General features: G+C 65.1%; 9 protein-coding genes and 1 pseudogene. 6 read left to right on the forward strand and 4 right to left on the reverse strand.

Annotated elements, in window-relative coordinates; all coding sequences use genetic code 11:
• Positions 1–66: 66 nt before the first annotated feature.
• Positions 67–693 carry a high frequency lysogenization protein HflD gene (gene hflD, locus ACVWWJ_RS16480; RefSeq protein WP_159893928.1) on the forward strand — a complete coding sequence of 209 codons (627 nt, stop codon included), beginning with the start codon at positions 67–69 and terminating at the stop codon, positions 691–693.
• Between the two features lie 154 nt (positions 694–847).
• Here the strand turns inward: hflD and ACVWWJ_RS16485 are convergent, their stop codons facing one another.
• On the reverse strand, positions 848–1,813 hold the full coding sequence (locus ACVWWJ_RS16485) for a LysR substrate-binding domain-containing protein (RefSeq protein ID WP_200851787.1): 966 nt from the start codon (positions 1,811–1,813) through the stop codon (positions 848–850).
• 186 nt (positions 1,814–1,999) lie between these two features.
• On the opposite strand from ACVWWJ_RS16485, the gene acnA reads away from it, so the two are divergent.
• Entirely contained in the window at positions 2,000–4,750 is a 2,751-nt protein-coding gene (gene acnA / locus ACVWWJ_RS16490; RefSeq protein ID WP_456968734.1) for an aconitate hydratase AcnA, read from the forward strand.
• Between the two features lie 172 nt (positions 4,751–4,922).
• Here the strand turns inward: acnA and ACVWWJ_RS16495 are convergent, their stop codons facing one another.
• Entirely contained in the window at positions 4,923–5,354 is a 432-nt protein-coding gene (locus ACVWWJ_RS16495) for a hypothetical protein (RefSeq protein WP_456968735.1), read from the reverse strand.
• A gap of 126 nt (positions 5,355–5,480) precedes the next feature.
• On the opposite strand from ACVWWJ_RS16495, the gene ACVWWJ_RS16500 reads away from it, so the two are divergent.
• Positions 5,481–7,178 carry an AMP-binding protein gene (locus ACVWWJ_RS16500; protein WP_456968736.1) on the forward strand — a complete coding sequence of 566 codons (1,698 nt, stop codon included), beginning with the start codon at positions 5,481–5,483 and terminating at the stop codon, positions 7,176–7,178.
• 129 nt (positions 7,179–7,307) lie between these two features.
• Here ACVWWJ_RS16500 and ACVWWJ_RS16505 read toward each other — a convergent pair whose 3' ends face one another.
• The gene (locus ACVWWJ_RS16505; protein WP_159893922.1) at positions 7,308–7,661 is read right to left on the reverse strand and encodes a PilZ domain-containing protein; all 354 of its coding nucleotides are present in this window, start codon (positions 7,659–7,661) and stop codon (positions 7,308–7,310) included.
• Between the two features lie 137 nt (positions 7,662–7,798).
• Positions 7,799–8,986: a DNA polymerase IV gene (dinB, locus tag ACVWWJ_RS16510; RefSeq protein WP_456968737.1), complete on the reverse strand. Its 1,188-nt coding sequence runs from the start codon at positions 8,984–8,986 to the stop codon at positions 7,799–7,801.
• A gap of 315 nt (positions 8,987–9,301) precedes the next feature.
• Between dinB and ACVWWJ_RS16515 the strand changes: the two are divergent.
• The 3 genes and pseudogenes from ACVWWJ_RS16515 to ACVWWJ_RS16525 form a co-directional block, all read left to right on the forward strand.
• Positions 9,302–10,143: pseudogene (locus ACVWWJ_RS16515) on the forward strand (segregation and condensation protein A); the annotation flags it as partial.
• An 82-nt stretch (positions 10,144–10,225) separates the two neighbouring features.
• Positions 10,226–11,083, forward strand: coding sequence for an SMC-Scp complex subunit ScpB (scpB, locus tag ACVWWJ_RS16520; RefSeq protein ID WP_456968738.1), 858 nt, complete (start codon positions 10,226–10,228; stop codon positions 11,081–11,083).
• Complete coding sequence (locus ACVWWJ_RS16525) at positions 11,080–12,780, forward strand: pseudouridine synthase (protein WP_456968739.1); 1,701 nt, start codon at positions 11,080–11,082, stop codon at positions 12,778–12,780. The genes scpB and ACVWWJ_RS16525 overlap by 4 nt, the downstream gene beginning before the upstream one ends.
• The last annotated feature ends 251 nt before the right edge of the window (positions 12,781–13,031 follow it).

Here is a 13,031-nt window from a genome sequence, read left to right on the forward strand (position 1 = left end):
TTGGCTTTTCGCCGATGAATCGGCTCCCACAAAGAGCCACACCCACCTCCCATTTGAGCTTTATCCATGAACGAAGAACGCGTCCTTGCTCTCGCCGGGGTTTTCCAGGGCGCCGCCCTGGCCCAGCAGCTGGCCACCGACGGCCGCTGCGACGAGGTGGCGTTCGAGTCCAGCCTCGCCAGCGTCTTTCGTATCGACGCCGATTCGGTCGCCTCGGTCTATGGTGGCGTGGGTGGCGTACGCCGTGGCCTGCGTACCCTGGTGGCACAGTTCGAGGATGAAACGCGCGATGTCGCCGTGATGCGCATGGCGATCACCGTGCTGCGCCTCGAGCGCTCGCTGTCGCGCAACCGCGCCCTGCTCGAGCGCCTGCGCGAGGGCGTGGTCGCCACGCAGCGCCAGGTCGAGCACTTCGGGATGAACCATGCGAACGTCACCGCGCGCCTGGCCGAGGTGTACGCCTCGACCCTGTCGACGCTGAAGCCGCGCGTGATGGTCACCGGCACGCCGGCCCATTTGCAGCAGAAGGCGAATGTGGATCGGGTGCGCTCTGCTCTGCTGGCCTCGGCGCGCTCGGCAGTGCTCTGGCATCAGCTGGGCGGTCGGCAGTGGCAGTTGCTGATCTACCGGAAGCAGTGCGCGATGCTGGCGCGTGGGTTGCTGACGGGGTCAACCCTGGATAACGGCGGATAGGCCACCTTGTGGGGGAGCCGCTTCTTTGTGTGGGAGCCGCTTCAGCGGCGATAGCCAGGGTGCCGCAAGCTCCCATCGCCGCTGAAGCGGCTCCCACATTAAATCGGCTCCTATGGAACCGCAGATCGGCTCCCATGGCACCGCAAATCGGCTTTTACGGAACCGCCGCATCCAATCCGGGAATCGTTCCGGCCAATTCCCGCAGCAGGTCGCCAAAACGCGCTAGGTCATCCCGCCAGGGCGTGGCGCTACGCCAGTAAAGCGCGATATGCCGCCCTGGCCGCGCACCCTCGACGGCCGCCAACACGACGTTCGGGATCGATCCCAGTCGGTCATGGGCAAGGATCGGCACGAGCGTGTAGCCGCCGCGTAGCGCCACCAGGGTCGCCAGGCTCTCGATACTGAGGTCCTGGATGCGCTCCGGCCGTGCCGCCCCCGGCATACCAAGGTCGGACACCCCGTTGCCATGGCTTTCGGCCATCAGCGTCGCGTCGGCGGCATCCAGCTCGGTAAGAGCGATGGCCGCACGCCCCGCCAGCGCATGACCCGCCTGCAACAGCAATTCATAGGGCTCGAAGAACAACGCCGTCGACTCGAGGCCGGTGATCGTCGCACTGGGCGGCGCCAGCACCGCATCCAGCTCACCTTCCTGCAGACGGCGAAGCAATCCCCGCGGTTTGCCCTCGGAGATCGTCAGCCGGGCTCCGGGGAAGCGCAGTGGAAACGGCTCGATGAAGTGGGGCAAAAGGTAGGGCCCCAGCGTCGAGGGCACGCCCAGGCGCAGTTCGCTGCCGAAGGCGACATCACCGGCCCGCGCCGCGTGCTCCAGATGCTCCGCCGCACCCAGCACCGCCTCGATGTAGCCGAGCAGGCGCTGGCCGCTGGTGGTGGGCACCACGCGCCGGCCGCCGCGCTCGAACAAGGGCATGCCAAGTGCCTGCTCCACCTTCTGGACCTGATGGGACAGGCCGGAGGGGCTGATGTACATGGCCCGGGCGGCGCTGTTGAAGCTGCCCTCGCGGGCCACGGCCTGGACCAGGGCGAGGTCGCGCAGGGACACCGATGACAGGGCCATCGAAATCATCGAACGCTGCGTGCCATCAAATACGTTTGCGCCCATCGTCCGCCCGCTCCATCCTTTCGCCGCCGAATACGCGCGGCATGCGCCACGAACCCGCCATTCTAGCCGGACACCGGTCTCACGGCGGTCGCACGTGGAGCCCAGACTGCGCGATAATCGACGCTTTGGCGTCTCCCCAGGGGGACGTCAGGCCTCCCCAGCTTAAGAACACGCCAGGAGTACAGCATGAAAGACTCGTTCTCAGTCCGAGACAGCATCGAAGTCAACGGCAAGCGCCACACCATCGCCAGCCTGGCCAAGTTCGGCGAAAAGTTCGACATCAAGCGCCTGCCCTACTCGATGAAGATCCTGCTGGAGAACCTTCTCCGCCAGGAAGACGGCCTGAACGTCACCTCGAAGGAAATCGAGGCGGTGGCCAAGTGGGATTCCAAGGCCGAGCCGGAGATCGAAATCTCCTTCATGCCCGCCCGCGTGGTCCTGCAGGATTTCACCGGTGTGCCCTGCGTGGTCGACCTGGCCGCCATGCGCGATGCCGTCGCCAAGCTCGGCGGCGACCCGAACAAGATCAACCCGCTGGCGCCGGCCGAACTGGTCATCGACCATTCGGTGCAGGTCGACGCGTTCGGTTCGGAAGGCGCGCTGGAACAGAACGTCGAGATCGAGTTCGAGCGTAACCAGGAGCGCTACTCGTTCCTGCGCTGGGGCCAGAAGGCGTTCAACAACTTCAAGGTCGTGCCGCCGCGCACGGGCATCGTCCACCAGGTGAACCTGGAGAACCTCGCCCGCGTCGTCTTCACGGCCGAGGTCGACGGTGAGTCCTTCGCCTATCCCGATACCGTCTTCGGTACCGATTCGCACACCACCATGATCAACGGCCTGGGCGTGCTCGGCTGGGGCGTGGGTGGTATCGAAGCCGAAGCCGCCATGCTCGGCCAGCCCTCGTCCATGCTGATCCCGCAGGTCGTCGGCTTCCGCCTCACCGGCAAGCTCGGCGAAGGCGTGACCGCGACCGACCTCGTGCTGACCGTCACCCAGATGCTGCGCAAGCTCGGCGTCGTCGGCAAGTTCGTCGAGTTCTTCGGTGAAGGCCTGCCGAACCTGCCGCTCGCCGACCGCGCGACGATCGCCAACATGGCCCCGGAATACGGCGCTACCTGCGGCATCTTCCCGATCGACCAGGAATCGCTGAACTACATGCGCCTGTCGGGTCGTGACGAAGCGCTGATCTCGCTCGTCGAGACCTACGCCAAGGCCCAGGGCCTCTGGTACGACAAGGACACGCCGGACGCCGAGTTCACCACCACGCTCGAGCTCAACCTCGCCGACGTTCGTCCGTCCATGGCTGGCCCGAAGCGCCCGCAGGACCGCGTCCTTCTCGAAGGCGTGCAGGAAAGCTTCCTCGATGCCGTCGGCCCGCTCACGGCCAACCGCAAGCGCAAGAACGGCGACGACGTCGACAGCTTCAGCAATGAAGGTGGCGCCACCGCCGTCGGCAACCCGGCCAACACCGTCAGCAAGAGCGAAGGCGTGCTGGTCGAGAAGGACGGCAAGCAGTTCCACATCAACGACGGCTCGGTCGTGATCGCCGCGATCACCTCGTGCACCAACACGTCGAACCCGGCCGTCATGCTCGCTGCCGGCCTCGTCGCCAAGAAGGCCGCCGCGCGTGGCCTCACCTCCAAGCCGTGGGTGAAGCCTTCGCTCGGACCAGGCTCGCTCGTCGTTACGGAATACCTGAAGAAGACCGGTCTGCTCGAGGAACTGGAGAAGGTGAACTTCTTCGTCGTCGGCTACGGCTGCACCACCTGCATCGGCAACTCCGGTCCGCTGCCCGCTGAAATCAGCAAGGGCATCGCCGAGGGTGACCTCGCCGTGGCGTCGGTGCTCTCGGGCAACCGCAACTTCGAAGGCCGCGTGCATCCCGAAGTGAAGATGAACTACCTGGCGTCGCCGCCGCTGGTCGTCGCTTATGCGCTGGCCGGTACGCTCGACATCGACCTGACCAAGGATCCCATCGCCAACGGTAGCGATGGCCAGCCGGTGTACCTCAAGGACATCTGGCCGACCAACAAGGAAGTCTCCGATGCGATCGCCGGTGCGATCAACCCGCAGATGTTCAAGGACAGCTACGCCGACGTGTTCAAGGGCGACAGCCGCTGGAACGCCATTGCCTCGCCGGATGGCCAGACCTACGCCTGGGACGACTCCACCTACATCAAGAATCCGCCGTACTTCGACAACATGACGGCCGAAGCCGGCACCATCGAAGACATCCACGGCGCCCGCGCCATGGGCATCTTCGGTGACTCGATCACCACCGACCACATCTCGCCGGCCGGCTCGATCAAGAAGGACTCCCCGGCGGGTCGCTTCCTGATCTCCAAGGGCGTCGAGCCGAAGGACTTCAACTCCTACGGTTCGCGTCGCGGCAACGACGACGTCATGGTGCGCGGTACGTTCGCCAACATCCGCATCAAGAACCTGATGCTCGACGGTGTCGAGGGTGGCTTCACGAAGTACATCCCGACCGGCGAAGAAATGGCGATCTACGACGCCGCCATGAAGTACAAGGCCGACGGCACGCCGCTGGTGGTCCTCGCCGGCAAGGAATACGGCACCGGTTCGTCGCGTGACTGGGCAGCCAAGGGCACCCTGCTGCTCGGCGTCAAGGCTGTGATCACCGAGAGCTTCGAGCGCATCCACCGCTCCAACCTGGTCGGCATGGGCGTGCTGCCCTGCCAGTTCCAGGAAGGCGAGAACGCGCAGACGCTCGGCCTGAAGGGCGACGAAGTGTTCGACATCACCGGCCTCAACGGCGGCGAGTCGAAGACGGCGACGGTCAAGGCCACGCGTCCGGACGGCTCGGTCAAGGAGTTCACCGTGAAGGTGCTCCTGCTGACCCCGAAGGAGCGCGAGTTCTTCCGCCACGGCGGCATCCTGCAGTACGTGCTTCGCCAGCTGGCAAAGGCTGCCTGAGCAGCCCCCTGAAAAGCGCCCCGGTGAAAGCCGGGGCGCTTTTTTTTGTGCCTGTGGTGGGTGTCGCTTTCTGTGGGAGCCGCTTCAGCGGCGATGGGTCTTGCGGCAATCTGGCTATCGCCGCTGAAGCGGCTCCCACACACAGCCTGCCGACCACAGAGCGAGCGTGGCTTTACAGGGCTTTCTTCCACGTGGCCGTGAAACACCGCCACGTGCCGTCATCCTTCCGCCAGCCCGTCTCCACCCGGTACGCCCCCGCGTCATCAGGAAGCACGCCAGCCCCCGCCGTGAGCGTCACGGTGAACGTCGCAACCATGCGTTCGCCGCGCGGCTCGATCGTCGTCGGCCCCATCAGCACGTGAATCGTCTGACCACGCAGCGCGAAAACGCGCACGAGATTCGCCAGCGAACGCTTGTCCAGTTGTCCGGCATTGCCGTCGAAGTCGTCCGTGAGTGCTTCCACGGTGTCGCTCGCCTTCCCCGCTTCCGCCCCCGCGGCCGTCGCCGCGATGGCCTTACGCACCTGTTCTTCGTCCGGCGTGTGCCGGCAGCCAACCAGCACGGCCAGCAGCAGAAATGCCAGTGCTATCCAGGGTCTCGACATCGTGCTATTTCCCATCAGTGGCTCGTTGCGTTGCGGCTTGCCGCTATACGCGCGCGTATGCTCCAATGCCGCGATCGTACGACAGGCCGCCGTACGACCTGTCCTTTGAAGGAGTTTCTCCGATCCATGAGCATTGAGCGTCCGTGGCTTGACCATTATCCGGCCGGCATTCCCGCCGACATCGACGTCAACGCGTACCGCTCCGTGGCGGCCGTCTTCGAAGAGTCCTTTCAGAAATTTCGTGATCGCCCTGCCTATAAGAACTTTGGCAAGGTGCTCACCTATGGGCAGATCGACGAACTGTCGACGGCCTTCGCAGGCTACCTGTCCGGCGAGCTCGGCCTGAAGAAGGGTGATCGCCTCGCGATCATGTTGCCGAACCTCCTGCAGTATCCGATCGTGCTGTTCGGCGCCCTGCGCCTCGGCCTGACCGTAGTGAACACCAATCCGCTGTATACCGCGCGCGAACTGCATCACCAACTGGAAGATTCCGGCGCGAAGGCGCTGGTCGTCCTCGACAACTTTGCGGCTACTGCCGCGCAGGCGCTCGACGGCACCCAGGTGAGGAACGTCATTACCACCGGCGTGGGCGACATGATCGGGTTCCCGAAGGGGAACATCATCAACTTCGTCGTCAAGCACATCCGCAAGGAAGTGCCTGCGTACAAGCTGCCGATGTCCATCCGATTCAAGGACGCCATCGCCCGCGGCAAGTCGCACCCGATGCCGAAGACCGACATCGGCCACGACGATATCGCCTTCCTGCAATACACCGGCGGCACCACCGGCGTCGCCAAGGGCGCGATGCTCACCCACCGCAACATGGTGGCGAACATGCTCCAGGCCGATGCCTGGATCAGCGGTGCGGCGAAACAGGGCGAAGAGATCATTGTCACCGCACTGCCGCTGTATCACATCTTTTCATTGACGGCGAACGGCCTGGTCTTCACGCGCATGGGCGCGCTGAACCTGCTGATCACCAACCCGCGCGACATGAAGAGCTTCGTCAAGGAGCTCTCGAAGGAGCGCTTCACGGCCATCACCGGCGTGAACACGCTTTTCAACGGCCTCCTCAACACCCCGGGCTTCGCGGATCTAGACTTCTCCGCCCTGCACCTCTCGCTCGGTGGCGGCATGGCCGTGCAGCGCAGCGTGGCCGAGCGCTGGAAGAAGACCACGGGCATCACGCTTGCCGAGGCGTACGGTCTTACCGAGACCTCGCCAGCGGCCTGCATCAACCCGCTCGATATCAAGGAATACAACGGCTCGATCGGCCTGCCGATTCCGTCGACCTACGTGCAGATCTGGACCGACGACGGCCAGGCGCTGCCGATCGGCGAAGTGGGCGAGCTGTGCATCAAGGGCCCGCAGGTGATGAAGGGCTACTGGAACCGCCCGGACGAAACCGCCAAGGTGCTCGACGCCAACGGCTGGTTGCGCACGGGCGACATCGCCCGGATGGACGCCAACGGTTACCTGTATATCGTCGATCGCAAGAAGGACATGATCCTGGTGTCCGGCTTCAACGTGTACCCGAACGAGATCGAAGACATCGTCATGCACCATCCTGGCGTGGCCGAAGTGGCAGCCGTAGGCGTGGACGACGAGCACTCTGGCGAGGTAGTGAAGATCTTCGTGGTCCGCAAGGATCCCTCACTGACCGAGGAAGCCCTGCGCGAGTACTGCCGCGAGAACCTCACCGGCTACAAGCGTCCGAAGCAGATCGAGTTCCGCGATTCGCTGCCGAAGACGAACGTCGGCAAGATTCTTCGTCGCGAACTGCGGGACGAGGATCGGGCGAAGCGGAAAGCTGCGCAAGTCTGACTCTGCACTTGGGCGCTTAGCGGGCAGACCTTGGTCCCCACCCTCGAGGCGAGTTCCACGCCCGCGGCGAGGAGCCTTTTCGTATCCGGCTTTCGCCGCTGAAGCGGCTCCCACACACACGGCCGGCGATCAATCGTCCGTCCACGCCTCGAGCGTATCCGCATACCCCCCAAGCAGCTCCCACAATGGCAACTGCTTGTCTTCAGGAATAAGCGTATAGGCCATGCCGATCTGCCGCGCGGACACGCGCGCCACCATCGCTTCCATATGGATGTGCAGGTCGTGGCCGAAGACCATGTCCAGGATCCAGGTCTGACCGGGCTCGCCGCGCCAGCCGAGCGGGCGGCGCAACATGGCCCCGGTCGCTGAAATATCGACCAGATCCGTCGGGTGCGCCTCGCCACCGCGGCTCATCAGCACCGCGGTCTGCACTTTCATCCGCGCGTGACGAAAGCGCGTGTTCGAATCTTCCTTGTCAGACATCTGCGTTCCCGGGCATTTCAATTCCTGCTGCACCTTATACGTCGAGTTCGGCATGACCGCACCCCGCACGACTTACCCTGCGTGTCACAAACGGACACATTAGCGCAGTCGTAGCGTTCGCTCGCAACCATCGGCGTTCACTCGCTCCCGCGCGTCTTCAATACACCCGCGCGAACCAGGGCGCCGGCGCCGAAGCGCTCGTTGATCCGGTCCTGCACGCCATCGGAGCGTTTTTCCGAGACCGGTGCGGCGAACATGTCCTGCTGTTCATCGCCGTGCCGGGCATCGAATCCCGAAAGCGTCACGCCGAGCAGTCGAAGCCTCGGCCGTGGATGTTGATTCCACCAGACCAGAAGCAAGCGACGTGCCACGGCGTAGATATCGGGCGTCGCGTTGCCGGGAACGGGCAATTGTGCCTGCCGGCTGTGGGTGACGAAGGGCGGTTCACGCAGTTTCACCGACACCGTCCGCGCCACGACGCCACGGCCTCTCGCCCGCGCCCCTACCCGCTCGCACTGCCTTAACAGCCACGCTTCGGCGATCGAGAGCTCTTCCACGTCGATATCGAAGGTCCACTCGGAGCCGATCGAGACTTCCGGAGCATCCGTTACCACGGCCCGTCGGTCTTCGCCGAGACACAGCTGACGGAGCTGGGCGGCATGGCGTTCGCCCACCGCTTTGTTCAGGCGCCAGGCGTCCGCACGGATGACATCGCCGATGGTGCGGATGCTCACCTTGTGCAGGGCCTCCTCGGCCACCTTGCCCACCGTCCACATGCGCCCGATCGGCAGGGGATCCAGGTAGCCCTGCACTTCCTCGGGATGGATGTGGAGGAAGCCGTCCGGCTTGGAGAGTTCGCTGGCCAGCTTGGCGAGGAGCTTGTTGTGCGCCATGCCGACCGAGGCGTTCAGGCCCGTGCGCTCACGGATGGCCTCCTTGACCCGCCGCCCGATCGCTTCGATCGACGCGAACAGACGCAGGCTGGCGGTCACATCAAGAAAAGCCTCATCCAGCGAGAGCCCCTCGATCATCGGCGTGACCTCACCAAACACCGAAAAGACGATCTCCGAAATTTCTGCGTAGCGGGCGTGGCGAGGAAAGATATAGACGCCGTCCGGGCAGCGCCGACGGGCCTCGGAGGTCGGCATGGCCGAGCGGACGCCATACTTGCGGGCCACGTAATTGCACGTCGAAACCACGCCGCGTCGGCCCAGCCCGGCCACGATCACCGGCTTGCCGACCAGCCTGGGGTCGTCCAGTTCCTCCACGGACGCATAGAAAGCGTCCATGTCGACATGGATGATCGCGCGGGGGGCCTGCTGCATGAGTGATATTGTGCCGGAACCGTGGGGCACCCGGCAGGCAGGCCGCTGGACTTGGGCGGGCGCAGGCGATACCCTGTCGTCAATCGGGTGAACTTATTCGGGCGTCGCGCCCTCACCGGTCCGTGTTTGTGGACCGGCAGCGGACCGCTCCCGACGATCTTTCACAGGCGGTGACCCTCCTGGGGTGTCCAGCGGCAATGCCCTTCGCTCGTCGGCGACGATGCGTGGCATGCCGGGTGAGGTGGCGGTGTAGCCGCCGGACGGCATCGATTGTTACGTTCCTGGTTGCACTCGCGACCCTTCTGACGTGTGCCGATGACTAAAGAGACAACCGAAGTTCAGGTGGTCGAAAAACCTCAGGGTGCCTTCGCAGGCGTCCCGCAGCAGCAGGAAATGCCCCTCGCGCTCGTGCGCGGTCAGGCAGTCATGCAGATGCCGCAGGACCTGTACATTCCGCCGGACGCGCTCGAGGTCATCCTTGAATCGTTCGAAGGGCCGCTCGACCTGCTGCTTTACCTGATTCGACGCGCCAGAACCTGGACATCCTCGACATCCCTGTCGCCGAGATCACCCGGCAGTACATGGACTACATCGACATGATGCGTGAGGTCATGCGACTGGAGCTTGCGGCGGAATACCTGTTGATGGCCGCGATCCTCGCGGAGATCAAATCCAGGTTGCTGCTGCCCCGGCCGCCAGCCGAGGAAGGCCTCGAGGACGACCCGCGAGCGGAGCTGGTTCGCCGCCTGCAGGAGTACGAACGCTTCAAGCGGGCCGCGGCCGATATCGAAGAGATGCCGCGCCTGGAACGCGATACCACCGTGGTGCATGCCTTCGTCGGCGAACACAACGTGGTGCGCGTGCCGCCTCCGCTGGACCTCAAGGAGATGCTGCTCGCGCTCAAGGATGTGCTGGGTCGTGCCGACCTGTTCACGCACCATGCGATCCAGCGCGAACCGCTCAGCGTGCGCCAGCGCATGGGCGACCTGCTCGAATCGCTGGGTCGCGGCGGGTTCCACCGTTTTGAAACGCTGTTCGACGTGACGGAAGGTCGACTCGGGGTCGTTGTCACCTTCCTCGCCATGCTCGAACTGGCCAAGGAAATGCTCGTCGAGATCGTCCAGGAAGAAGCCCTCGGGCCGATCTACCTGAAGACGAAGGTACTGAGTGATGCCGAGCCCGAAGAGGCGCTCGCCTGATGGCCTTTGCGGGCCACGAACATCGAACCACCGAAGGCCTATGCAACCCGAACAACTGAAACCCATCGTGGAAGCGGCGCTGCTGGCGTCGACCCAGCCGATGACGATCGCGCAGTTGATGGCGATCTTCGGCGACGAGGACGAGGTCACCACGGACGATATCGTGGTTGCGCTTGCTTCCCTGACGCACGACTGCGACGGTCGCGGCGTCGACCTGATCGAAGTCGCCTCGGGCTGGCGTTACCAGGTCCGGCGCGATGTGCACGCCTGGGTCTCGCGGATGTGGGCCGAAAAGCCCAGCCGCTACTCCCGCGCACTGCTTGAAACACTGGCGCTGATCGCTTACCGCCAGCCGATTACCCGCCCGGAAATCGAACAGATCCGTGGCGTGGTGGTTTCCTCGAACATCATCAAGACGCTCGAGGAACGTGAATGGATCCGCGTTGTCGGCCATCGCGACGTTCCCGGCAAGCCGGCCCTGTTCGGCACCACGAGGGGCTTCCTCGATTACTTCAGCCTGAAGTCGCTGGACGCCCTGCCCCCGCTCTCCGAGATCCGCGATCTCGAGGAAATCAATCCGCAGATGCGGTTCGACGGTGATGGCATTCCCGCGCACGCGCGCGTCGGAGCCACCCTTTCGATCGACCCGGACAACGAGAACGAAAGCTCCACGAATACCGAAGAATCCGATGATGTTGTGGCCGAGTCCATAACGATCGAAGAAACACACGCTACCGAGACCCCGTCCGCAGAGGACGAAACGGTCGAGGTCGCGAACCAGCTGCCTGCCGGCGACGATGTCGCCGCGGCTTCCGCCACTGCCGAAGAGGCAGAGAACCCCGAAGGCGACGTCGCCAAAGACGACGCCGAAGAAGATACCGAGGAGTCACGCGCATGAGTGCGCCGCAACGTTCCGTTCTATCCCTTAAGCGCGGCGAAAGCCGTCCCGATGATGGCACCGTGCTCGAAGAGCGCCTGCACAAGGTCCTGGCCAACGCCGGCCTCGGCTCGCGCCGCATGCTCGAACAGCGCATCCAAGCGAGCGAAGTCGAAGTCAACGGCACCGCCGCCACCATCGGCGCCAGCGTGCATGCCGGTGACCGTGTGGTCATCGACGGCAAGCAGTTCGTCGTCGCCACCGACAACCGCAACGACGCCGAAGTCATCGTCTACCACAAGCCGGAAGGCGTGGTGACCACCCGCGACGACACCGAAGGCCGTCCCACCGTGTTCGAGCAGCTGCCGCGCCTGAAGGGTGCGCGCTGGGTCGCCGTGGGTCGCCTCGACATCAACACGACGGGCCTGCTCCTGCTCACGACGGATGGCGAACTCGCCAACGCCCTGATGCATCCCAAGAGCGGCCTCGAGCGCGAATACCTCTGCCGTGTCCACGGCGAAGTGCCCGATGAGACCATCGAGCGCCTCAAGGCCGGTGTCGAACTCGAAGACGGCCCCGCCCGCTTCGACGAGATCGCCACCATCAGCCGCGGCGGCAGCCACAGCTGGTTCCGCGTCACCATTCGCGAGGGCCGCAACCGCGAAGTCCGTCGCCTGTGGGATTCGCAGGGCTTCCTGGTCAGCCGCCTCAAGCGCATCCGCTACGGCACCGTGGAACTTCCGCGTGCCCTGCGTCGTGGCGACAGCGACAACCTCGACGAAACCGCGATCAAGGAACTGCGCGAGCGCGCCGGCCTCGGCGCTCCCGCGCCGGTGCTCACCCTGAGTGCCGTCGTGCACCAGCGTCGCGCCCCGCGCCATGTCACCGAGTACAAGCCGGACGGCCGTCCGGCAGGTGCCTGGAGCTCGGGTCGTCACGACGAAGCCCGTGAACTCACCGCGTTCGATCGCCTGCGCGACGACAACCCGCGTGGCGGCCGTGGCGGCGCTGGCGGCGGTCGTGGTCGCCCGGGTGGCGGCGGTGGTCAGGGCGGCGCTCCGCGTCGCGAAGTAAACGGCAACGTCGCCCGTCCCGAGCGGGGCGGTGGTGGCGCGGCCGGTGGCCAGCGCTCGCGTCGCGTCGCGCCGGGCCAGGAACTCCCGTCGCCCCGCACCTGGTTTGCCGGCGACAGCCGCACCGGTGGTGGTAACGCAGCAGGCAATACCGCGGGCAACCGTGGCCCGCGTCCGGCGGGTCGTAGCGGCGGTCCGGGTGCTGGCGGCGGCAATCGCTCCGCAGGTCCGGGTGGCCCGGGCCGTGCCGAAGGCAATCGCACCGGCGGCGGCGCTCGCTTTGATGGCGGCGGCGCAGGTGGTGGCGGCAATCGCGGTCCGCGCACCGGTGGCGCACCGGGCGGCGGCGGCAACCGTGCCCCGGGCGGCGGTGGCGGCTTCGGCGGCAACCGTGCAGGCGGCGGCGGTGGCGGTGGTAATCGTGCGGCTGGCGGCGGTGGCGGTAATCGCGCCAGCGGCGGCGCTGCTAACGGCAATCGTGCAGGCGGCGGTGGCGGTGGTAACCGTGCCGGCGGCGGCGGTGCTGGTCCGCGTCCTGGCGGCAACCGCGGTGGCCGTCCCGGTGGCGGTGGCCCCGGCGGCAATCGCAGCGGTGGTGGCGGCGGCGGCGGTGGCGGCGGTGGCAACCGCAGCGGCAACCGCTAATAAGCGAATGTAGGAGCCGCTTCAGCGGCAATGCTCTTTTGTGGGAGCCGCTTCAGCGGCGATCCCGCGGCAGCGGGCCAGATTGCCTCTGGCTAAATGAGGCTTCCGGCTAAACCGCTTCGTAGGCTTTTCGCCGCTGAAGCGGCTCCCACATTTTCCTGGTCCACATTTCCCTGTCCCACATTTCCCTGTCCCACATTTTCCTGTTCCACATTTTCCTGTTCCACATTTTCCTGTTCCACATTTTCCTG

This window comes from Luteibacter sp. HA06, assembly GCF_054061215.1.

Bases quoted from the DNA above. Each gene is read 5' to 3' on its own strand.
- dinB (WP_456968737.1), bottom strand. From the start codon at position 8,986: ATGCAGCAGGCCCCCCGCGCGATCATCCATGTCGACATGGACGCTTTC.
- hflD (WP_159893928.1), top strand. From the start codon at position 67: ATGAACGAAGAACGCGTCCTTGCTCTCGCCGGGGTTTTCCAGGGCGCC.
- ACVWWJ_RS16500 (WP_456968736.1), top strand. From the start codon at position 5,481: ATGAGCATTGAGCGTCCGTGGCTTGACCATTATCCGGCCGGCATTCCC.
- ACVWWJ_RS16495 (WP_456968735.1), bottom strand. From the start codon at position 5,354: ATGTCGAGACCCTGGATAGCACTGGCATTTCTGCTGCTGGCCGTGCTG.
- ACVWWJ_RS16525 (WP_456968739.1), top strand. From the start codon at position 11,080: ATGAGTGCGCCGCAACGTTCCGTTCTATCCCTTAAGCGCGGCGAAAGC.
- acnA (WP_456968734.1), top strand. From the start codon at position 2,000: ATGAAAGACTCGTTCTCAGTCCGAGACAGCATCGAAGTCAACGGCAAG.
- ACVWWJ_RS16505 (WP_159893922.1), bottom strand. From the start codon at position 7,661: ATGTCTGACAAGGAAGATTCGAACACGCGCTTTCGTCACGCGCGGATG.
- scpB (WP_456968738.1), top strand. From the start codon at position 10,226: ATGCAACCCGAACAACTGAAACCCATCGTGGAAGCGGCGCTGCTGGCG.
- ACVWWJ_RS16485 (WP_200851787.1), bottom strand. From the start codon at position 1,813: ATGGGCGCAAACGTATTTGATGGCACGCAGCGTTCGATGATTTCGATG.